The sequence below is a fragment of the Amycolatopsis sp. Poz14 genome (genome assembly GCF_006704225.1).
Taxonomy (GTDB): domain Bacteria; phylum Actinomycetota; class Actinomycetes; order Mycobacteriales; family Pseudonocardiaceae; genus Amycolatopsis; species Amycolatopsis nivea.
Genome location: NZ_JACLHD010000001.1, coordinates 1419134 through 1440013, shown reverse-complemented (window position 1 = coordinate 1440013; position 20880 = coordinate 1419134). Strand labels below are relative to the sequence as shown.

At 69.8% G+C, this 20880-nt stretch carries 21 protein-coding genes and 1 riboswitch; of the genes, 11 read left to right on the top strand and 10 right to left on the bottom strand.

Features of this window, described 5'->3' with window-relative positions:
• Nucleotides 1-2: 2 nt before the first annotated feature.
• Entirely contained in the window at nt 3-203 is a 201-nt protein-coding gene (gene thiS, locus FKO37_RS07145; RefSeq protein WP_238604033.1) for a sulfur carrier protein ThiS, read from the bottom strand.
• The gene (gene thiO / locus FKO37_RS07140; protein ID WP_238604032.1) at nt 203-1291 is read right to left on the bottom strand and encodes a glycine oxidase ThiO; all 1089 of its coding nucleotides are present in this window, start codon (nt 1289-1291) and stop codon (nt 203-205) included. Before thiO ends, thiS begins: the two co-directional genes overlap by 1 nt.
• Nucleotides 1288-1394: riboswitch (TPP riboswitch) on the bottom strand. (Overlaps the previous gene by 4 nt.)
• Nucleotides 1395-1424: 30 nt before the next feature.
• On the opposite strand from thiO, the gene thiE reads away from it, so the two are divergent.
• A complete protein-coding gene (gene thiE / locus FKO37_RS07135; protein WP_238604031.1) occupies nt 1425-2090 on the top strand; it encodes a thiamine phosphate synthase in 666 nt (221 codons plus the stop codon).
• 227 nt (nt 2091-2317) lie between these two features.
• Here the strand turns inward: thiE and FKO37_RS07130 are convergent, their stop codons facing one another.
• Nucleotides 2318-3097 carry a hypothetical protein gene (locus tag FKO37_RS07130; RefSeq protein WP_238604030.1) on the bottom strand — a complete coding sequence of 260 codons (780 nt, stop codon included), beginning with the start codon at nt 3095-3097 and terminating at the stop codon, nt 2318-2320.
• A 154-nt stretch (nt 3098-3251) separates the two neighbouring features.
• On the opposite strand from FKO37_RS07130, the gene FKO37_RS07125 reads away from it, so the two are divergent.
• Nucleotides 3252-4196: a threonine/serine dehydratase gene (locus FKO37_RS07125; protein WP_134728410.1), complete on the top strand. Its 945-nt coding sequence runs from the start codon at nt 3252-3254 to the stop codon at nt 4194-4196.
• A gap of 220 nt (nt 4197-4416) precedes the next feature.
• Here FKO37_RS07125 and FKO37_RS07120 read toward each other — a convergent pair whose 3' ends face one another.
• The gene (locus FKO37_RS07120; protein WP_238604029.1) at nt 4417-5106 is read right to left on the bottom strand and encodes an SDR family NAD(P)-dependent oxidoreductase; all 690 of its coding nucleotides are present in this window, start codon (nt 5104-5106) and stop codon (nt 4417-4419) included.
• Nucleotides 5107-5193: 87 nt separating this feature from the next.
• Between FKO37_RS07120 and FKO37_RS07115 the strand changes: the two genes are divergently transcribed.
• Nucleotides 5194-5622 carry a MarR family winged helix-turn-helix transcriptional regulator gene (locus FKO37_RS07115; protein ID WP_238604028.1) on the top strand — a complete coding sequence of 143 codons (429 nt, stop codon included), beginning with the start codon at nt 5194-5196 and terminating at the stop codon, nt 5620-5622.
• Nucleotides 5623-5646: 24 nt separating this feature from the next.
• On the opposite strand, the gene FKO37_RS07110 is transcribed toward FKO37_RS07115, so the two are convergent.
• Complete coding sequence (locus FKO37_RS07110) at nt 5647-7134, bottom strand: MFS transporter (RefSeq protein WP_308196516.1); 1488 nt, start codon at nt 7132-7134, stop codon at nt 5647-5649.
• Nucleotides 7135-7138: 4 nt separating this feature from the next.
• Complete coding sequence (locus FKO37_RS07105; protein ID WP_009084055.1) at nt 7139-7888, bottom strand: GntR family transcriptional regulator; 750 nt, start codon at nt 7886-7888, stop codon at nt 7139-7141.
• 155 nt (nt 7889-8043) lie between these two features.
• Between FKO37_RS07105 and FKO37_RS07100 the strand changes: the two genes are divergently transcribed.
• Both FKO37_RS07100 and FKO37_RS07095 read left to right on the top strand, forming a co-directional pair.
• Nucleotides 8044-9087, top strand: coding sequence for an SIS domain-containing protein (locus FKO37_RS07100; protein WP_037807968.1), 1044 nt, complete (start codon nt 8044-8046; stop codon nt 9085-9087).
• Nucleotides 9084-10046 (top strand): BadF/BadG/BcrA/BcrD ATPase family protein, encoded by a 963-nt coding sequence (locus FKO37_RS07095; protein ID WP_238604027.1) that lies wholly within the window; start codon nt 9084-9086, stop codon nt 10044-10046. Before FKO37_RS07100 ends, FKO37_RS07095 begins: the two co-directional genes overlap by 4 nt.
• 90 nt (nt 10047-10136) lie before the next feature.
• Here the strand turns inward: FKO37_RS07095 and FKO37_RS07090 are convergent, their stop codons facing one another.
• Nucleotides 10137-10820, bottom strand: a complete 684-nt coding sequence (locus tag FKO37_RS07090; RefSeq protein WP_043827250.1) for a DUF3159 domain-containing protein — start codon at nt 10818-10820, stop codon at nt 10137-10139.
• 276 nt (nt 10821-11096) lie between these two features.
• On the opposite strand from FKO37_RS07090, the gene FKO37_RS07085 reads away from it, so the two are divergent.
• The 6 genes from FKO37_RS07085 (at nt 11097) to FKO37_RS07060 (ending at nt 15593) form a co-directional block, all read left to right on the top strand.
• Nucleotides 11097-11936: an SGNH/GDSL hydrolase family protein gene (locus tag FKO37_RS07085; protein WP_037807977.1), complete on the top strand. Its 840-nt coding sequence runs from the start codon at nt 11097-11099 to the stop codon at nt 11934-11936.
• Between the two features lie 156 nt (nt 11937-12092).
• On the top strand, nt 12093-12809 hold the full coding sequence (locus FKO37_RS07080; protein ID WP_238608229.1) for an OmpA family protein: 717 nt from the start codon (nt 12093-12095) through the stop codon (nt 12807-12809).
• Between the two features lie 6 nt (nt 12810-12815).
• Nucleotides 12816-13256: a LapA family protein gene (locus FKO37_RS07075; RefSeq protein ID WP_238604026.1), complete on the top strand. Its 441-nt coding sequence runs from the start codon at nt 12816-12818 to the stop codon at nt 13254-13256.
• Between the two features lie 71 nt (nt 13257-13327).
• A complete protein-coding gene (locus FKO37_RS07070) occupies nt 13328-13804 on the top strand; it encodes a hypothetical protein (RefSeq protein ID WP_037807980.1) in 477 nt (158 codons plus the stop codon).
• The gene (locus tag FKO37_RS07065; RefSeq protein WP_037809292.1) at nt 13801-14685 is read left to right on the top strand and encodes a hypothetical protein; all 885 of its coding nucleotides are present in this window, start codon (nt 13801-13803) and stop codon (nt 14683-14685) included. Before FKO37_RS07070 ends, FKO37_RS07065 begins: the two co-directional genes overlap by 4 nt.
• A 236-nt stretch (nt 14686-14921) precedes the next feature.
• On the top strand, nt 14922-15593 hold the full coding sequence (locus FKO37_RS07060) for a hypothetical protein (RefSeq protein ID WP_037807985.1): 672 nt from the start codon (nt 14922-14924) through the stop codon (nt 15591-15593).
• Between the two features lie 784 nt (nt 15594-16377).
• On the opposite strand, the gene FKO37_RS07055 is transcribed toward FKO37_RS07060, so the two are convergent.
• From FKO37_RS07055 to FKO37_RS07045, 3 genes are all read right to left on the bottom strand, one after another.
• On the bottom strand, nt 16378-19131 hold the full coding sequence (locus tag FKO37_RS07055; RefSeq protein ID WP_238604025.1) for a BTAD domain-containing putative transcriptional regulator: 2754 nt from the start codon (nt 19129-19131) through the stop codon (nt 16378-16380).
• A gap of 361 nt (nt 19132-19492) precedes the next feature.
• Nucleotides 19493-20395, bottom strand: a complete 903-nt coding sequence (gene thpD, locus FKO37_RS07050) for an ectoine hydroxylase (RefSeq protein ID WP_238604024.1) — start codon at nt 20393-20395, stop codon at nt 19493-19495.
• Nucleotides 20396-20458: 63 nt separating this feature from the next.
• Nucleotides 20459-20851, bottom strand: coding sequence for an ectoine synthase (locus FKO37_RS07045; RefSeq protein ID WP_037807993.1), 393 nt, complete (start codon nt 20849-20851; stop codon nt 20459-20461).
• Nucleotides 20852-20880: the final 29 nt, after the last annotated feature.

Here is a 20880-nt window from a genome sequence, read left to right as displayed (position 1 = left end):
GCTCAACCTCCTTGAACCGCGGTCAGCACTTCGAGCTGCGCGCCCTTCGGCACGACCGATTCTTCCCATTCGCCACGCCGCACGACCTCGCCGTTGACCGCGACGGCCACACCCCTGCGTTCCGCTCCCAGCGCGTCGAGGACCGCGGAAACGGTGCTGTCGTCGGGGAATTCCCGCCATTCGCCGTTGACCTTGATCTCCATCAGACTCGCTCCTTCTCGACAAGACGGGCGGGCGTCGCCGCGGCGACCTCCGGCGGCGGGGCTTCGCCGGCCAGCCACGCGACCACGGCGTCCGCAGTCGCGGGCGCCATCAGCAAACCGTTGCGGTGATGTCCTGTCGCCGCGTACACGCCTTCGCTCACTTCGCCGATGTAGGGCAGAGCGTCGCGGCTCGCGGCGCGCAGTCCGGCGGCGACTTCCACCAGTTCGTACTCCGTGATGCCGGGCAGAATACGTTCCGCGCCTTCCAGCAACTCACGTACGCCGCGCGCGGTGACAGCCTGATCGAAACCGGCTTCGTACTGCGTCGCGCCAAGGACCAGTTCGCCGTCTTCTCGCGGTACCAGATAGATCGGCCGCCCTTCGACCATCGCGCGCACCGTGTACGGCGGAGGCGGCAGACAGCCACGACGCGGACGCAGTCGCAAAATCTCGCCCTTCAGCGGGCGTACGGCGTGCTCCAGCAACGGATGCAGCTGCCCGGTCCACGCCCCCGCGGCGAGGACCACCGGGCCGGACACGTCGGAAAGACTCTCGAGCCGCTCGCGCCGGAACTCGACCCCACGCTTCGTAGCCGCTTCGCTCAGCGCTGTGAGCAGTTTCCGGTTGTCCACGGCTAAATCACCCGGGACGTGCAGGCCGCTGCGCACCGCACCGACGCCCGGCGCGAGCCGCTTCGCCTCGCGGCCGGTGAGCGTCTCGACGTCGCGACCGAGCGAACGCAGGTACCCGGCGAGGATGTCGAGGTGCCCGGCATCGGCGCTGTCGAACCCGACGACGATCGTGCCGTGCTCGGCCAGCCCGGGATCGGTGCCCTCGTCGGCGAGGTCGCGTGCGAAACCTGGCCAGCGCTGCAGCGACGCTTCCCCCAGGCTGAGCACGGCTTCCTCGCCCGGCCACGCCTCGGTGACCGGTGCGAGCATCCCGCCGGCCAGCCAGGACGCGCCACCGCGCGCGGGCTCCGGGTCGACGACCGTGACGCGCCATCCGCGGGCGGCCGCGCGCCAGGCGACGGACAGCCCGATGACGCCGCCGCCGACGACAGTGACGGTTGTGGTGCTGGTGTTCACAGTGGAATCACGCTCCCTGCGCCGGCATGACCCGGATCAGGTTCCACGGTCGGAGCGGCAGCTCCCTCTCAGCCCGTTGCCTCGGGCTCCCGTGCGGACTCCCACACCGTAGCGCGCGGGTAACGTCACCGCCATGCCTGCCTTGACCGGAGACCAAATTCGCACCCGGCTAGCCGACGCCCGGCTGTACCTGTGCACCGACGCCCGCACGTCCCGAGGCGACCTGGCCGAGTTCGCTGACGCAGCCTTGGCGGGCGGCGTGGACATCATCCAACTGCGGGACAAGACCGGCGGCGCCCCGCTCGAGGCCAAGCAGGAGATCGCAGCGCTGGAAGTCCTGGCAGAGGCGTGCGCCCGACACGGAGCGCTGCTCTCGGTGAACGACCGTGCGGACGTAGCGCTGGCCGTCGGCGCCGACGTCCTGCACCTGGGCCAAGACGACATCCCAGTCTCCCTAGCCCGACGAGTCCTGGGCGACGACGTAGTCATCGGCCGATCCACCCATTCGGAGGAGCAAGCCACAGCAGCCGCCACCGAGGCAGGAGTGAACTACTTCTGCACCGGCCCCTGCTGGCCCACCCCGACGAAGCCCGGCCGCTTCGCCCCCGGCCTGGACCTAGTCCGCTCAACCGCAGCGAGCAACACCGAACGCCCCTGGTTCGCCATCGGCGGCATCGACGAACCCCGCCTACCCGAAGTACTGGCCGCAGGCGCGACCCGAATCGTCGTCGTCCGAGCAATCACCGAGGCCGAAGACCCCAAAGCAGCCGCACAAACCCTACGAGCCCACCTGGGATAACCACGCCCGCCGACACACCCAAGGCGAGCCACCCAACCGCACCGGTGCACCCAACGAGCGAGGCACCCACACCTCCCCCGCACCCCGATACGAAGCCCCTCTGCGGTTCGGGGGTGCTTGTCAAGGCATCTTTCCCGCCTTGACAAGCACCCCCGAACCGTCAGCACAATCAAGCTTCGGGGTGCCCCACGCAACCACCGTGCGCAATGTCGCCGCCAGGCGACGAGCTACTCCCCACCATTAGACGGAACCACAGGCGCAGTAGCCGTCTGACTACCACTAGGCGCCTGCGAACTACTAGACGGCTTAGACAAAGAAGACGGCGCCTGACTCTCCCGCGTAGCCTGCGAAGACGGCGGCGCACTAGCCGTAGTAGTAGGCGTAGACGTCGAACCGTTGGACCGAGACTCCCCAGTCGGCGGCGCCTGCGGCTGAGTACTGGGCGTGTTGTCCGGATGATCATCCCGCTGCTGACCGGTCTCCGGCTGCCGAGGAATCAACCCAGTCGACACATTCCCCTTAGTCGTCCAGTCAATCCCCACCAGCACAACCAACGCCACGACAAACGCGACCACACTGGACGCGATGATCAACGGCCACCGCATCTTCCGCAGCTTCTCGCCCAGACCTTCGGCCGCATCCGGCTCAGTAGGACGCAACCGAACCGTCGGCATGTTCGCCACGTCAGCGTCGACATGCACCGTCGCCGCGTCGCCGGAACCGGATTCCCGCACCGCCTCCACCGGCACCAGCGCGCCCCTGCTGCGCCGGGCAGCCGTCTCCATCGCCTTCCGCGCGGCATCGCGAGTGCGCTGCAAAGACCGCAGGTACAACTCGCCGCCGACGGTGCTGACCACACTCGCCACCCCGGCGCCGATGACTGTTCCCGCGACCCCCAGCGTCGAACCCAGCAACGCGGCGGTGACCGCCGCGAGCGCCGCGGCGAGCACCGAGGTCATGCGGAGTTTCTTCTTGTCCTCCGCGGTTTCCTTCTGCTCCTCGCTCATGATTCCGATCTGATCGTTTCCCAGCCCTGTTCCCTGCTTCTTCAACGGTTAAGTCGTCCGAGGTGCTCCCTTCGTTGCCCCGGCGTGAGGGACGCCACGTTGACTGTCCACAATGGATGGACTAAAGCTCACACTTTCCTGACATACTCGCCTCATGCACCTCGTGACGATCTCCGACATCGAAACCGCGGCCGGACGGCTGAAGGGCACCGCGGTGCACACCCCGCTGCTGCGCCAGCTCTGGGTTCCCGGCGAATTCTGGGTGAAACCCGAGAGCCTGCAACCGATCGGCGCGTTCAAGATCCGCGGCGCGTACAACGCGATCGCCGCGCTCACCGACGCCGAACGGGAACGCGGCGTGGTCGCGTATTCGAGCGGCAACCACGCGCAAGCGGTCGCCTACGCCGCGCGCGAATTCGGGATCACCGCGGTGATCGTGGTGCCGGACGTCACTCCGCGGCTGAAGGTCGAAGCGACCCGCCGCTGGGGCGCGGAAGTCCGCGAAGTGCCGATCGCGGAACGGGAATCAGCGGCGCTCGCCCTCGCCGAGGAACGCGGCCTCACGCTGATCCCGCCGTTCGACCACCCGGACATCATCGCCGGGCAGGGCACCGTCGGGCTGGAGATCGCGCAGGACCTCCCGGACGTCGAGACCGTGCTGGTCCCGATCAGCGGCGGCGGCTTCGCCTCCGGGGTCGGCGTGGCGATCAAGGCGAAGTGCCCGAACGCGAAGGTCTACGGCGTCGAACCGGAACTGGCCGCCGACACCGCCGCCAGCCTCGCCGCGGGCGAGATCGTGGAGTGGCCCATCACCGACCGCGCCCGCACCATCGCGGACGGCCTGCGCGCGCAACCGTCCGAGCTCACGTTCGCGCACCTGCGGCACGTCCTAGACGGCGTGATCACGGTGACCGAGGACGAAATCCGCGACACCGTCCGCGCGCTCGCCCAGCAGGGCCGCCTGGTGACGGAACCCAGCGGCGCGACCGCACCGGCCGCCTACCTGCACCACGCCGACGAACTCCCCGGCGGACGCACCGTCGCGGTCGTTTCCGGCGGCAACATCGATCCGGCGATGCTGGCCGAACTGCTCGCCTAGCCGAGCGCCCCAATGCCGCATTGGGTGCATCTGACGCACCCAATGCGGCATTCGGTGCATCTAGCGCACCCAATGCGGCGCTCGGTGCGTCTAACGCACCCAAAGTGGCATTCGGTGCATCTAGCGCACCCAATGCGGCGCTCGGTGCATCTAGCGCACCCAAAGTGGCATTCGGTGCGTCTAGCGCACCCAAAGTGGCTTTGGGGATGTTCAAGGCCGGTCACCAGTTGACGGTCTGCCCCTGCCGGTCCAGGTAGTGCAGCCCGCCCTTGCCCGCCCAAGCCTCGATCGTGTCGGCGACTCCGGGGATGCTCTCGTCGACGGTCAGCCGCGCGCTCGGCCCGCCCAGGTCCGTCTTCACCCAGCCCGGCGCCATGAGCAGCAGGGTGCGCGGGTCGTCGGCGTGCCGTGCGGCGAAGCTGCGCATGAGCTGGTTCAGCGCGGATTTGCTCGCCCGGTAGACCTCGAAGCCGCCGTTCGTGTTGCCGGAGACGCTGCCCTGGCCGGACGACATCACGCCGATGGTGCCCGTCGAGGGAACCAGGTCGTGCAGGGTTTCGACGACGCGCATCGGGCTCAGCGCGTTGGTCACCATGACCTGGGTGAAGTCCTCGGTGGACACGTCGGCGAAGGTCGCCGAGGGGTCGGTCGTGTAGTTGGTCCCGGCGTTGACGAACAGCAGGTCGAACCGCCCCAACCGGGCACGCAGCGCGGCGACCTGCTCGGGCACCGTGATGTCGACGGTCTCCACCGTCAACCTGCCCTCGGCCGATTTGGCCAGCTCGTGCAGTGCGGACGGCGTGCGTTCGGTCGCGGTGACCTGCCAGCCGCGGCGGAGGAACTCGGCGGCCAGCGCGTAGCCGAGCCCCCGCGACGCCCCGATGATCAACGCGCTCTTGCCTGTGGTCATGACTTCCCCTTAGCTATCAATTGATAGCTAAGCTACGTCGCCGGAGAGATACCTGTCAAACGATAGGTATTGGGCTACGCTGGCCGGGTGAAAGACGAACAGCTCTTCGAGTTGGCCGACCTGATCCTCGCGGTGGCCCGGCACATCAACGCCGCCAAGGAAGCCAACGCCGAGTCGGGAACGCCGCTGGAAGGAGCGGTGATGCGGTTCGTCGACCGGCACCCGGGAACGACGGTCAACGCCGCGGCCGAGGCGACCCAGATGATCTCCAGCAACGTCAGCCGAGCCGTGCGGGGCCTGGAGAACAAGGGGCTGCTGCGCCGCGAAGCCGATCCCGACGACGCCCGCCGAGTGCGTCTCTACCCCACCGAAAAGGCAGCGGACAACCTGCAACGGCTGCGCGACACGTGGTCCGCTCTGCTGGAGGGAACGAAACCGGCCGAGGCCAGCGCCTTGATCACTGCCTTGCAGGGCATCGAGACCCGGCTAGTCGCCCGATCCCGCAGCACCACGTAGGCCAGCCAGCATTCCCACAAAGAATCAGCGATGCCCGCCCGGATGGACGTGCGTGGGCGGCCCTTCCACCCCGCAATGCAGACAATCCCCGGGATGCGGCGAATCGTCCGGTTCGGCAGCGCCGAGCACCCCGTTGTGAATTCCTAACGCGATCAGCCCACCGACGATCGCCAGCACCGCACAGATCACCAGCGCCGTCTGCCATCCGGCGGTCAGCGCGGTGGGATCGCGGTAAGCCGAACCGGTCAGACCCGCCGCGGCGGGCAGGACTGCCACCGCCAGAAGTCCACCCGATCGGGCGATCGCATTGTTGACTCCGGACGCGACCCCGGCGTACCGGTCCGGGGCGGCGGCCAGCACAGTCGCGGTCACCGGGGCGACCACAGTGGCCAGTCCCAGCCCGAACACCACCACCGCGGGCAGCACCGACCCGAGGTACGACGACCCCGGCCCGACCCGCGTCAGCAGCAACATCCCGACGCCGACGACGATCGGCCCGACCACCAGCTGCAGTCGCGGTCCGATCCGCTGCGCGAGCGCCCCCGAGCGGCCGGAGAGCAGCAGCATGATCACCGTGATCGGCAATCCGGCCAGCCCGGCCAGCGTCGGCGAATAACCCAGCGACACCTGAAGCTGCAGCACCAGCAGCATCATCACGCCGCCGAGCGCCGCGTAAACCACGAACGTCAGCGCGTTCGACAGCGTGAACGTCCGGTCGCGGAACAACGAAGGCGGCACCAGCGGTTCGGCAGCCCGGTGCTGGAGCCACAGGAACATCCCGAGCCCGGCGACACCGACCACCAGCGCGACCAGCACGACCGGATCGCCGATCCCGCGCACCGGTGCCTCGACCAGCGCACCGGTCACCCCGGCCAGCCCGAGCGCGCCGACCGCAGCAGCGACGTAGTCCGGATGCCCGGTCGCCGCGGTATCGCGCGATTCCGGCACGAACCGCCGCGCCATCAGCACGACGATCACGGCGAGCGGCAGATTGATCAGGAACGCCAGCCGCCACGACCACGCCTGCACCAGCAGTCCGCCGAGCAGCGGCCCGACCGCCGCGGCGATTCCGCCGAGCCCGGACCACGAGCCGATCGCCCGCGCCCGGTCTTCGTGCGAGAACGACGACTGCAGGATCGCCAGCGAACCCGGCGTCAGCAACGCCCCGCCGATTCCCTGCAGCACGCGGAACAACACGAGCAGCTCGGTCGACGTCGCCGCCGCGCACAGCCCGGACGCGAGCCCGAACCACACGACCCCGATCAGGTACACCCGACGCCTGCCGTAGCGGTCGCCGAGCGATCCGGCGACCAGGATCAGCGCGGCCAGCGCCAGCAGGTAGCCGTCGAGAATCCACTGCAGACCGGCGACGGACGCGCCCAGCTCCTCGCCGATCCGGGGCAGTGCGACGTTCACGATCGTGCCGTCGAGCATCGCCATCCCCGAACCGAGGATGGTCGTCCAGAGCACGCCGCGAGCCGCGGGCGTGCCCCAGCGAACGTCGGCGCGCACTCGATCAGGGCAGCAGCGTGGTGACGAACTTGTACCGGTCGCCGCGATAGACCGCGCGGGCGAACTCGACCGGCTTGCCGTCGGTGGCGAACGAATGCCGGGTCAGCATCATCACCGGCATGCCGACGTCCGCGCCGAGGATCTCCGCTTCCTGCGGCCCGGCCAGCGACGTCTCGATCGTCTCCTCCGCGCGCTCCAGCTCGACGCCGTAATGCTCGCGCAGCACCGCGTACAGCGAACCGCCCGCGGTGATGTGCTTGCGCAGCCCGCGGAACCGGCCGAGCGGCAGGTGCGTGGTCTCGAGCGCCATCGGCTGGCCGTCGGCGAGCCGGAGCCGGCGCAGCCGCAGGATCTTCGCGCCGTTGCGCAACTGCAGCAGCTTCGTCATCTCGCCCTCGACCGGAAGCTCTTCGAGTTCCAGTAACTGGGACGACGGCTTCAGGCCCTGCTTGCGCATGTCCTCGGTATAAGAGGACAGCTGCAGCCGCTGCGCGAGCTTCGGCTCGGCGGCGAAGGTGCCCTTGCCCTGGACGCGGTGCAGTCTGCCCTCGGCGGTGAGATCCGCCAGCGCCTGGCGCACGGTGGTGCGCGAAACGGTGAATTCTCCCGCCAGCGCCCGCTCGGTCGGGATCGGCGATCCCGGCGGCAGTGCGTCGAGCAGGTCCAGCAGATGCTGCTTCAGCGCCCAGTACTTGGGTTCGCGCTGCCCTCGCGCAGCAGTCCCCGCCTCGCTCGCGGGGGGTGTCTCCAGCATGCCCGGCTCCCTCAGTCTTCCCACATTAAACGCGCCACTGCCCCGTGAGGAAACGTACCCTTCTCCCGACCCGCTCCGCCCGGCTAGCATTGGTCTAGACCTGACCGGACGCCGCTCAGCACACCGGGACACCCGTCCCGGCGGAGAGGAAAGTGATGACCCAACTACGTCCCGGCGAGCACATGGCCGCGGAAATCTCGGAGCAGCCCAGCATTCTGGCCGGGCTGGTCGAGCGGCGGTCCGGCATCGCAGCAGTCGCGGAAAAGATTTCACAGAACCCGCCGCGGTTCGCCCTGCTCGCCGCTCGCGGTTCGAGCGACCACGGCGCGCTGTACGCGAAATACCTGATCGAGGTACTCCTCGGCCTCCCGGCCGGCCTCGTGTCGCCGTCCACCGCGACGCTGTACGGCGCCCGTCCGGACCTGCGCGACGTGCTCTTCATCACCGTCAGCCAGAGCGGCGGGTCGCCCGACCTGATCGAGGTCACCGAGGCCGCCCGCCGTCAGGGCGCGCTGACCGTGTCGGTCACCAACACCCCGGACTCGCCGCTGCGCGCGGCTTCGGAACTGGGCGTGGACATCGGCGCCGGGGTCGAGAAGGCGGTCGCGGCGACCAAGACGTACTCGGCGACGCTGATGGCGCTGTACCTCTTCATCGACGCGATCCGCGGCGGCAAGGGCGAGGACGCGGAGAAGATCGGCGAACTGGCCCAGCAGACGCTCGACGGCGCCGCCGAAGGCGTGCAGCGCGCGGTGGACCGTTATCGCTTTGTCGACCGAGTGCTCACCACTGGCCGCGGTTACTCCTACGCCAGCGCCCTCGAAGCGTCGCTGAAGCTCGCCGAGACGAGTTATCTCGCGGCCCGCGCGTACAGCGGCGCGGACCTGCTGCACGGTCCGGTCGCGGCGGTCGACGGCGAGACCGCCGTGCTCGCCGCCACCAGCCTCGGCCGCGGCGGCGAGGCCATGCGCGAGGTCCTCGAAGCGGTCGGCGAGCGCGGCGCGGACGTGCTCGCGGTCGGCTCGGCGGCGAACGACGTGCCCGCCGCGGTGCGCATCCCGGTCGCCCCGACGGTCGAGGAATTGGCTCCAGTGCTGGAAATCCTGCCGATCCAGCGGATCGCGCTCGGGCTTTCGCTCGCGCGCGGCGGCAACCCGGACAACCCGCGCGGTCTGCTGAAGGTGACCAAGACCCGGTGAGCCTCGTAGTAGGCGTGGACGCCGGCGGCACGTCGACGCGAGCGATCGCGATCGACGCCGCCGGCGTCGTGCACGGCACCGGAGCCGCGGCGGGCGCGAACCCGAACTCGCATCCGCCCGCGGAGGCGGCGGCCCGGATCGCCGGGGCCATCGAGTCCGCAGTGGACGGACGGACCGACGTGCTCGGCGTCGTGGTCGGCATGGCGGGCGAGAGCAAGCTGTCCGACCCGGCCGTCGCGGCGGAGTTCAGCGCGGCGTGGGAGCGGATCGGTCTCGCCGGCCGGGTCCGGGTGACCGGCGACGCCGAGGTGGCCTACGCGTCCGCGACGGCCGAGCCGGACGGCACCGTGCTCGTCGCGGGCACCGGCTCGATCGCCGGGCGCATCCGCGGCCGCCGGATGGTCGCCACCGCGGGCGGGCACGGCTGGCTGCTCGGCGACGAGGGCTCGGGCTTCTGGCTCGGCCGCGAAGCCGTGCGCGCCACGCTCGCCGCGCTCGAGGGCGACGGCCCGCTCGGCGGATTGCCCGAGGCGGTCCTCGCCGAAGCGTTCGGACCGTCCGCAGTGGACCTGTCCGATCGCTTCAAGGTCATGTGGGCACTGGTGACCCATGCCAACGCGGAACCCCCGGTCCGGCTGGCCCGGTACGCGCCGCTGGTGAGTGCCGCCGCTGCCGCCGGGGAGCCCGCCGCGGAGGAGATCGTCGCGCGGGGCGCCCGGCATCTCGTGCGCGTCGCTCGCGCCACGCGCGAGCCGGGAGAAAAAACTCCGATCGTGCTCGTGGGCAGCGTGCTGGCCGAAAACGGCCCGGTCGGGGCTCGCGTGCGGGCCGAATTCGCCGGTCTTAACGTTCTGACCAGCTCCGATGGGGTGCTCGGCGCGGCCTGGCTCGCGGCGGTGCACGCGTGGGGCGAGGACACCCCGCGACCATCCCGACGGGTGAATGCCACCAAAACTTGAGCGGAAGAGTCGAAACCGTCGACTCAACCCCTCCGGTCCGGGTACCGTAGGAACCGGCCCCCGGACCCTCCCCCCTCGCCGGGGGCCGCCTTAACTTCCGGGTCCGGTTTCGGACTCGCCCGCACCCGGGTCTTTCGCCAGGCGAAGGCCCGGGTGTTCTGCTGGAAGGCTCCGGTAAAGGACCCAGCCGCTCACCGCGACGGTCGCGGCCACCAGCGGCCAGGAGAGCACGGTGCGCGCCACTCCGAGCGCCACCACCTGCCCGGTCCACCACAACAGCCCGTAAACGACCACTCGCAGCAAGTACTGCAGCACCCACACGGCGCTCGCCCACGAGTACGCGCGCAGCAGAGCCGGGTCGCGCCGCCAGCGCGTCTTCTGTCCGAGAAGCAGTCCCACGATCACGCCGAGCAGCGGCCAGCGGACCGCGATGCTCGCCGCGAACAGCAGCGCGCTCGCCGCGTTCGAGAACAGCTGCAGCAGGAAGAAGTCCTCGGCGCGGCCGGTGTGCATCGCGATCAGCGCGGCGATCACCACCGCGGCGAGACTCACCACCACCGCGCGCGCCTTGTCGCCGCGGATCAGCCGGTACGCGCCGAGCAGCACGGCGACGCCGATCGCGACGCCCGCTCCCCAGGCGATCGACTGGCCGGAAACGAGCCAGCCGACGACGAACGCGGCGGGCGGGATGCTGGCGTCGATCGCGCCGCGCCGCCCGCCGAGGATCTGCGTGAGCGACTCCCGCGCCGGCCCTTTCGCAGTCTCGTCTGTCACACCTTCCAGCCTGCCGCAACTCCCGGCGGAGCCCCAGGTCGGGAGACCTACCCCACATGGCGCCCGGTACAGCCCGGAACGTGAGGTTCGTCCCGGTGAAATTGCCGTAATAGGGAGGCGCGAACCCCCGACAAGGTAAGAGACTGTGACGTCCGGCTGAACCGGTCGTGTCCGGCGGGAAGGATATGGGGATATCCGACTGTTAGTTGGGGTGTACAACTAGATCCGGGACTTCACGGGGAACAGGCGCGCACCAGCGGGAAAGGGGAACCCAGCGTGTACGGGATCAACAGCTACGTAGCCATCGGGGACAGCTTCACCGAGGGCCTCAACGACCATCGGGGCGACGGGACGTTCCGGGGCTGGGCCGACCGGCTCGCGGAGATGCTGGCCGGCGACGAGCCCGGCTTCCAGTACGCGAATCTGTCGCTGCGCGGCAAGATGCTCGACGAGATCATGGACGAGCAGCTCCCGATCGCCCTCGAGCTGAAACCCGATCTGGTCACGCTGTGTGCGGGCGGCAACGACGTCATCGTGCCGGGGGCGGACGTCGACGCCATCGCGGAGCGCTTCGAAGCGGGGGTGGCGAAGCTGCGCGCGGCCGGGATCCCGGTGGTGATCTTCAACGGGCCGGACACCAAGACGCTGTCGGTGATGAGCGTGCTGCGCGGCAAGGTCGCGATCTACAACACGCACCTGTGGGCGATCGCGGCCCGGCACGGCGCGAAGATGGTCGACCTCTGGACGATGGAGCCGCTGCACGACCGGCGCGCCTGGAGCGACGACCGGCTGCACTTCACGCCGGACGCGCACCGCCGGATCGCGCTGCTCACCGCCGAGGTGCTCGGCGTCCCGGTCACCGAGGACTGGCGCGAGCCGTACCCGGCGAGCACCGAACCGGCCACCTGGATCACCTCGCGGCGCTCCGATCTCGCGTGGACCAAGGTGCACCTGCTGCCGTGGATCCGCCGTCAGCTGCGCGGCGAGTCCATGGGCGACGGGCTGTCGCCGAAGCGCCCGGAACTGGCTCCGCTCGTCCCGCTCGTGCCGGACAACCCGGCGAGCATCGACCTCGACATGCGGGGCGACGTGCGGGGCAACGCGACCGCCTCCTGAACGCCGTCCCCCGACAGTGCCCGCGCCGGTCACCACCGGTGCGGGCACTGTCGCGAGAGCCACCCGAACGGCGGCCTTTACCAGGTCGCCAAGCCGACCGGCCCGGCATAGGGTCCTGTTATGTCCGGTGCACGAGGGTGGCTTCGCTTGATCCCCGTGGCAGTGGTGGTCACGGCCCTGCTCGCGGGCCTCGTGACTTGGCTGCAGGGCAGCGGAATCCAGGACGACCTCGCCGCGCGATCACGCTCCGCGCTCGACGCGGCGGGCCTGCGCGGCGGCGAGGTGAAGTTCTCCGGACGGCAGGCGACCCTCGAAGGATTCCCGGCTGAAGAAGCCGGCCGCGCGCTGGGCATCGTGCAGGGGGTCGACGGGGTCGAATCCGCGCAAGCCTCCGGCGGTGCCGGGCCGGTGCAGTCCGCGCCGTCGCCCGAACCGTCGACGACGCCGCCGTCCAGCCCGCCGCCGAGTTCTTCCGCCCCGCCGTCCGCGCCGCCGACCGACCGCGACGGGATCCAGGCCGAAGTGGACCGCAAGCTCGCGGCCGCGCCGATCACCTTCGAACCGGACACCGCGAAGCTCACCGACGAGGGCGAGCAGGCCGCGCGCGATCTCGCGCCGCTGTTGCGCGACGCACCGGACAACTTCCGCTACCGCCTCGTCGGCCGGGTCGCCGACGGTCCGGGCGGGCGCAGCGCGGCGCTGAAGCTCTCCCGCAACCGGGCGCTGACCGTGATCCGGTTGCTGATCCGCGAGGACGTGCCGCCCGACCGCTTGCTCGCGGTGGCCAGCGCGAGCGGCTCGGACGACTCGGACAGTTCGGGCAACGGGGGCGACAGCGACCGGCGGGTCGAGATCACAGTGGAACAGAGGTGATGGCGGATGCTCTGGCTCTTCGGGCAGATCTGGCTGTGGCTGCTCGTCTCGTTCCTGCTCGGGGCGGCGGTCATGTGGCTGTTCACGCGGGCCGCCCGGCCGAAGGCCGAACCCGAGGCTGAGCCGTACCGGCCCGCGGCGGCTCCGGCGGAGGAAGCGGCCGAGGAGACCCGGCACATCCCGCCGGCGAACCCGTACGAGGACTACGAGGAACCGGCGTACCCGCATTACGAGGACCAGCCGGAGCGCGTCTACAACGACTATCCGGAAGTCGACCCGGACGATCCGTACCACGGGCAGCCCCCGGCGCACGACCCGGCCGGGCATCCGCTGCCCGATCCCGAGCCGCGGCTGTCCGGCGAACTGAGCTGGCCCGAGGACGACCAGCGGAGTCCGCACTGGCCGGCCGACGAACCCGCGCCCCGCCGACCTGGACGCAGTGGCTGACACCCACCTGGTAGATTCGGCTACGCACGGTAAGCGGGCGCCGAGGGCCCCGGACGACGTCAGGAGGTCCGATGGCGCTTCCGCACTGGACGCCACAGAACCTGCTGCCCCCCGGCCGCCATCACGCCGACCTCGCCGACGTCTACGAGCGCCTGGTCTACGACGCGCCGCACCAGAACGAGCGCGAGATCCTCTTCAGCGCGCTCAACAGCTACCTCGGGGTCGCCCAGCGGGTGATCACGTCCGGGCGGGCCTGGCTCGGCGGCGCGTTCGTCACCCGCACGGCGCATCCGCCGCGCGGGCTCGACGTGGTGCTGCTGCCGGACGAGTGGGGCGCGTTGAAGCGGCTTGACGACAGCGGCCGCACCGCCCTGTACGGCCTGCTGACCCTGCGCGGCATCATCGTCGGCCAGCCCGCGATGTACCTCGACCAGATCCAGCCGGTGGGCGGCATGCTCGACGGTTTCCTGTGCCGTCCCGGCGACGAGGACGTGTGGGAAGCGGTGTGGGCCGACGGCGGCAGAGGCATTCCGGAGATGGTGTGGTGAGGAACGAGTTCCGGCGGATCGCCGACGAGATCCCCGGCGGCACGTGGCTGGACGACCTCGCGCGCGCCTCGGCGATGGCGGCGAACGCGAAGTTCGAGCGGACCTGCCGCGCGCCGCTGCTGCACGTGTCGGTGATCGGCGAAACGCACATCGACGCGTACACCTTTTCCGACATCAGCCGCGCGCTGCAGGACGCGACGGCGAAGATCGGGCACATCATCCGCAATCCGTCGAACGAGGTCACCTTCGTCCAGCAGGCGGACCGGGACAAGGCCCCGCTGATCCAAAAAGGACAGGCGGGCAACGCGATCTTCTTCGGTTTCCCCGAACCGGCGGTCGACGACGCGCTGATCCACGATGGCATCGAAACGCTGTCCGAGCGCGCGGTGAAGGAACTCTGCGATTTCCTGCCCGCCAACGGTTCCGACGACGGCGCGCTCGACGCGGTGCTGCTGCAGCGCGACACGGTGCGCAACGCGGTCAGCGACGTCGTCAACGCGGTCAGCAAGCACGCGGGCATCGGGATGGCGCTCACGCCCACCGCGGGCGAGCAGGTGACCCGGAGCATGACCACCGAACAGGCGCGGGTGCTGCAGGGCAGCCTGCGCGAGTCCCGCGAGGCGGTCGGCTACGAGACGGTGACCGGACGCCTCGACGGCGTGCGCACCCGGCGGCGGATTTTCTACCTGGAGCGGGAATCGGGCGGAACCATTCAGGGCGCGGTCGCCCCGGATCTGCTCGACCAGATCAAAGAAAACCTCGATCGGCCGGTGACCGCGCGGTTGCGCGTAGTGCGCACGACGACCATCGACGGACGGCGCGGCAGGCCGGTGCACGAACTTCTCGAGATCACTCCGGAAGTCAATCTTTTCGATCAGTGAATGGCGCGCGCGGTGCCGCGTCGCCAGGTCAGGACCGCCGGGTAAGCGCGCGGTCGCTCTGCGGAATCACGCTGCCTTTTTCGGGCAGCGAATGGCGCCGCTTCGCGCAATCCGGCGGGAAATGACCCCGTCCGCCCGGACGCGGTAAATGGATGACATTGTCAGTCGATAACGATTATTCCAACCACGCGGGCATCTGCGTTAGCGTCTTCGCCATCCCAGCGGAAGAGGCACGCATGACGACCGAGCAGCCGTATCCGGCCGCACCCGCGCGACACAGCAGGACCACTGCTCGTCCTGGTCCGCACCGTCCGCCCCAGCAGGAGCCGTCCCGGAGACAGGCCAACTGGCCCGGCGGGCTCGCGGTCACCCTCGGACTGGCCGCGGCGGGCGTCGCCTTCCTCCCGGATTGGGGCTTCCTCGCCTGGCCGCTCGCCGGCATCGGCCTCGCCGGCGGAATTGCGGGAATCGTCCTTTCCTCCAAGGGAAAAATGCGCGGATTGGGTGTCGCACTCACCGGAACCACGCTTTCCGCCCTGGCCGCCCTGCTGTGCGGCGCGATGCTGCTGTACCCGTCGATGTTCGGCACCGCCCGCGCGGGCGATCTGCACATCCCGCCGCAGCCGGGCGAGAAGCATTCGGTCGACTTCGTGGTGAGCTCGGCGAACGGCGCGACGGTCCGTTACGGCACGCTGAACGACCAGCGCACCGCGACCACCCCGCCGAGCACCGACGACTGGCACGGGCACGCCTCCTACGACGGCGGCAGGCCGGTGCTTTCGCTGACCGCGGACACCGCCAACGCGGGCGTGACGAACCAGATCAGCTGCCAGATCATCGTCGACGGCAAGAAGGTCGCCGAAAGCAGCGGCAGTTCGATCGCGCTCTGCACCTCGAACGTCGAATAGGGCCTGGCGGCCGGCCGGCCTACCCCCATCTCGGCCGGCCAACCGCCACCGAACCGCTCCTGGCGGCTCTTCCAGGTCCGCGCGGTACTGCCGCGGTCCCGTCGCCGGCTTCACAGCCTGCCCCTCCCCTAGGGCTCCGCCAGCGTCGCGGCCGACCCTACGCGCGCTGACCGCCTGATGGCTAAGAATCCGCTAAGCGGACGCGATTATTACCACGGTGACCTGGGAAAACACAGCTGAACATTGTACAAGAGCCGGGCGCGGACGACTGCCCGCTCACTGTGCGCCGACGGCTTTCTTGCCCGCTCGGCGGCATTCCGGGGTTGCCGCGGCCGGTGCCTTCAGGTCCAATGCCAGGGACTTAAGCCGGGCGGCCTCGGCCTGCGGACTGTCCACACAGGACGCCAATCCCGACGAAATGGCTGATTGATACCCGTATGACCGTATCCGTGGGTCGGTGAGGGACCCCTTGAGGGAATTTGATTCCCTCAAGGGGTCCCTCACAGACCGCACACCGCGCTTCCGCCCGACTGCCGGCAGTCAGCCCGGCCTTCTCGACCCGGACGGACGCGCTCCCCACCCACCCGCAGGGCCGCCTTAAGTCCCTGGCATTGGAATCGGAGTCCCTCAGGGCGGCCCCCACGCACGACACACCCCCGCCGCCCGCTCCGGCCTGGGCAGACTCGCCTCAACCGGATGGCGTAACGCCCGGCCTAAGCCTCCTGGCATAGGTCGCGGAAGGTCCGTGAAGGACCAGGAACCCCGTGTTCCGGGAATCAGGCCGCTACTGATCCCCCAGATCAGCCGCTTCCTTCCGCAAGTCCTCGACCTGCCGCGGGTTCATCCGCTCGTACAGCGCCACCGCCAGCCGGTACTGCTCGCGTGTCGGCTCCAGCCGTTGCTGGCCGCGCAGGATCCGCGCCAGGGTCACCCGCAGGATGCCCTCCTGCAGCTCGAACTGCCGCGCGACCGCCAGCGACACGGCTTCCCGCGCGTAGCGTTCGGCGGCTTCCAGCTCGCCGATGCCCAGATGCAGTTCCGCGAGGTTGTTCAGCGACACCACGGCATAGCTGTCGTCCCCGAGTTCGCGGTCTATCTCCAGCGAGGCCAGCTGATGCGTGATCGCCTCGGCCGGACGTCCCGCGCGTTTCTCCGTCTCCGCGCAGTTGTTGAGGGCCTGCCCGCGAAGTTCGAGATCACCGGTGCGTTCGGTCTCCGCGACCGCCTCCAGCAGCCGTTCGATCGCCTCCGAATAGCGGCCGAGCAGGGTCAGCACGCTGCCGAGGTGGATCTTGGCGACGATGAGCGAACGGCCGTCGAGCCGGGTGGCCAGCCCGACCGCGCGTTCGGCGTCGGCGATGCTGCCCTGCGACAGCTCGAAGGTGAGCGCGATGGCGCAGCGGGAGATCAGCATCCAGCACTGCCCGAGCGGTTCGTTCGCGGCTTCGGCGGCGGCGAGGCCGAGGTCGACCAGCCGGATCCATTCCTCGTACAGCGGGCAGACGACCCGGTAGGTGTGCGCGACGCGGGCGAGCCGCCAGACGTCGGCGTAGCGGCCGTCGGCGTGTGCGGCGTCGAGCACGGCGAGCAGGTTCGGCCATTCCGCGGCGAACCAGTCTTGGGCCTGGGCGAAGGTTTCCAGCGGCGGCAGCGCGTCCGGCGGCACGAGGCCGGTGAGGTCGAGCGGGTCGACTATGCGCAGCATCTTCCGCCGCGCGGTGTCCGAGGCGGCCTGGTGGTAGCGGATCGCCCGGTCGAGCACCGCCGCGCGTTCCGCCGGGTCCAGTTCGGTTTCCGCCAGCTCGCGCAGGTACAGCCGGACCAGGTCGTGCGGGGCGAAGGCGTCGCGCGAGGTCTCGGCGACCAGGTTGTGCGCGGCCAGCGTGCGGAGTTCGCGGCGGGCCTGCTCGACCGGGATCTCCGCGATCGCCGCCGTCAGGTGCGGACCGGTGTGCCGCGCGGGCACCGCGCCCAGGCGGAGCAGCGTCCGGGCCAGCCCGTCCGGAAGGCCGCGGAACGAGACGTCGAAGGCGGCCCGGACGCCGTCTTCGGCTCCGGTGACGTCGAGTCCGGCCAGCCGGGTGCGTTCGTTTCCCAGCTCCCCGACCAGATCCTTGAGTGTCCACTGTGGACTCGCGGCGAGCTTGGCCCCGGCGATCCGCAGCGCGAGCGGCAGGTAGCCGCACAGCCGGGCCAGCGCGTGGTTGAGGTCGAAGTCCGCCGGCCCAGCCAATTCCTCGATCACGCTCACCGCGGCTTCCGGCGCGAGCGTGCCGAGCACCCGCAGCTTCGCCGCGTGGGACACCGCCAACGCCTCCAGCCGCGACCGGCTGGTCACCACCGTCATCGACCGTGCGCCCGGAGGGAGCAACGGACGCACCTGTTCGGCGGAACGCGCGTCGTCGAGCAGCACGAGCATCCGTCGTCCGGCGATGAGCGAGCGGTACAACGCCACGCGTTCGTGCACCTGCTCCGGCACCTCGTCCGCGGGCACGCCCAGCCCGAGCAGGAACTGCGACAGCAGATCGCCCGGTTCCAGCGGCGGCTGGTGCGGATCGAACCCTTGCAGCGCCGCGTACAGCACCCCGTCCGGGAACAGCCGGGCCGCGCGGTGCGCCCACCAGATGACCAGCGCGCTTTTGCCAACCCCGGCGGTGCCGGACACGATCACCGTGCTGTCGCCGCGTTCGGCGAGCCCGTCGAGCCATTCCAGCTCCGCCTCGCGCCCGGCCAGCGTCGGCAGCGCGGGCGGCAGCTGAGACGGCGCGACGGCCTGCTCCGGAACCGCGCTCTCGTGCGCGGCGAGATCGTCGTTGAGCACCCGCTCGTGCAGCGAGCGCAGATCCGCGCCGGGTTCGACGCCGAGCGAACCGAGCGTCGCCCGCGAGACGGTGTGGTACAGCTCGAGCGCTTCCCCGCGCCGCCCGGCGTGGTAAAGCGCGCGCATCAGCTGCCCGGCGATGCGCTCGGCGAGCGGGTCGGCGCGGACGATCGGGCTCAGCTCCACGATCAGCTCGTCGTAGCGGCCAAGGTCGAGATCCGCGTTGACCCGGGCGTAGCGGATCGCGCGCCGCAACTCGTCCAATTCGGGCGCCCGTACCGAATCAGGCACACCGGACAGCGTCGGCCCCTGCCACAGCGCGAGCGCCTCGGCGAGCAGCTTCGAGGCGCTCTCCGGCGATTCCAGCGCGGCCTGGTCCAGCAGCGCCCGCGCCCGGTGCGCGTCGATCCGGTCCGGCGCGAGGGAAAGCTGGTAGCCCGGCGGGCGGGTGCTGATCTCGGCGACCGGATCGGCCATCTCGCGCAGCAGCCGGCGCAGCTGCGACACGTTGCCGTGCACGATGGTGCGGGCGGTGGCAGGCGGATCGTGGCCCCACAGCGCGTCGATGATCTCCTCGAGCGGCACCACCTTGCCCACGCGCAGCGCGAGCAGCGCCAGCAGCCCCCGCACCCCGGGGCCGCCGACGGGAACCGCACGGCTGCCGTCGAGCAGCCGCACCGGGCCGAGCAGTTCGACCCGCGCGCCGGCATCGGCCATGCTCGCGCGCACCTCCCAGGCTCACCCCCAGCCAGACAGGTCAACTTACCGTCAGCGGCGGCCCGCAGACACCGCTCTTTCGTGAATTTCGACCCTGAACAGACGAGTCCGGCCCCGCACCATCAGTCCCGATCTGATGGTGCGGGGCCGGACTCAATGATCGTCGGCCGGGCCGCCAGGGGGCGCGGTCCACCCGTGCATCTCGGCCGTCCGCCGGCGGTTCGGGGGGCTCACCCCGAGCAAGAACCCGGACCGCTGCGGACAACCCTGCCTCCGCAGACGAACTGCGAGGTGGCGACAACGTAACAGGGCGCACATTCTTCGTTACGAGCGACCCGCCGGTTGGCGAAGGTAACGCTGGTCACCGCGTGATCGGCGTCGAGTTGCGGCCGGCGATGAACGACGGCCGCGGCGCGCTCGCGGCGAACGGCTCCTGCAACGCGTTGTCCACGCTGTTGAACACCAGGAAGATGTTCGAGCGCGGATACGGCGTGATGTTGTTCGACGATCCGTGCATGATGTTCGAGTCGAACCACAGCGCCGAACCGGCCGAACCGGTGAACTGGTCGATGCCGCAGTCGGCCGCCAGCTTGGTGATGTCGTCCGGCGACGGCACGCCCACCCGCTGGTCCTTGAGCGAGCTCTTGTAGTTGGCGTCCGGGGTCTCGCCCACGCACTGCACGAACGTGCGCTGCGAACCCGGCATGACCATGAGCCCGCCGTTGTACGGGTAGTTGTCGGTGAGCGCGATCGAGCAGCTCACCGCACGCGGCGACGGCATGCCGTCCTCCGCGTGCCAGGTCTCGAAATCGGAATGCCAGTAGAAGCCGGTGCCCTTGAAGCCCGGCATGTAGTTGATCCGGCTCTGGTGGATGTAGACCTCGGAGCCGAGGATCTGCCGCGCCCGGTCGAGCACCCGGGGATCGCGCACCAGCTCGGCGATCAGGCCGGAGATCTCGTGCACGTCGAAGATCGACCGGACCTCGCCGGTCCGCGCCTCGGTGATCACGCGCTCGTCGTCGCGCAGCTTCTCGTCCGACGACAGCCGGACGACCTCCTGCCAGTACGTCTGGACCTCACCGGGCGAGAGCAGTCCGTCCACGACCGTGTAGCCCTTGGCGTCGTGATTAGCCAGGGTCGCGGCGTCGATCGGGCCGTCAGCCTCGGTACCCCACACCGTGGGGTGCACGCGCGGAAGATGCTCCGGCGTACCGGTGATCCGGGTCGGGTAACCGTCTTCGACCCGGGTGTCCATGATCGTCACAGTGGCTCGCCTCCAGTTCTTCTGGCGTTTCTTCTTTCTCGGGGTGGTGGGAGTGGCTCAGTCTCAGGAGTCTTCGGTGACGAGCGGGTAGACCCCGTTCTCGTCGTGCACCTCGCGGCCGGTGACCGGCGGGTTGAACACGCACACGCACTTGATCTCGGTCTTCGGGCGGACCTGGTGCTTGTCGTGGTCGTTCAGCAGGTACAGCGTGCCCGGCTTGAGCTGGTGCACCTCACCGGTGGCGAGGTCTTCGATCTCGCCCTCGCCGGAGGTGATGAACACGGCCTCGATGTGGTTGGCGTACCAGAAGTCGTTCACCGTGCCCGCGTACAGCGTCGTCTCGTGCACCGAGAAGCCGACGCCCTCCTTCGCGAGGATGATGCGCTTGCTTCGCCAGTTCGGGGTCTTGATGTCAGCGTCGGTGTCGGTGATCTCGTCGAGCGTGCGGACCAGCAAGTGAAAGGCTCCTTCTTGTTCTTCGGGGT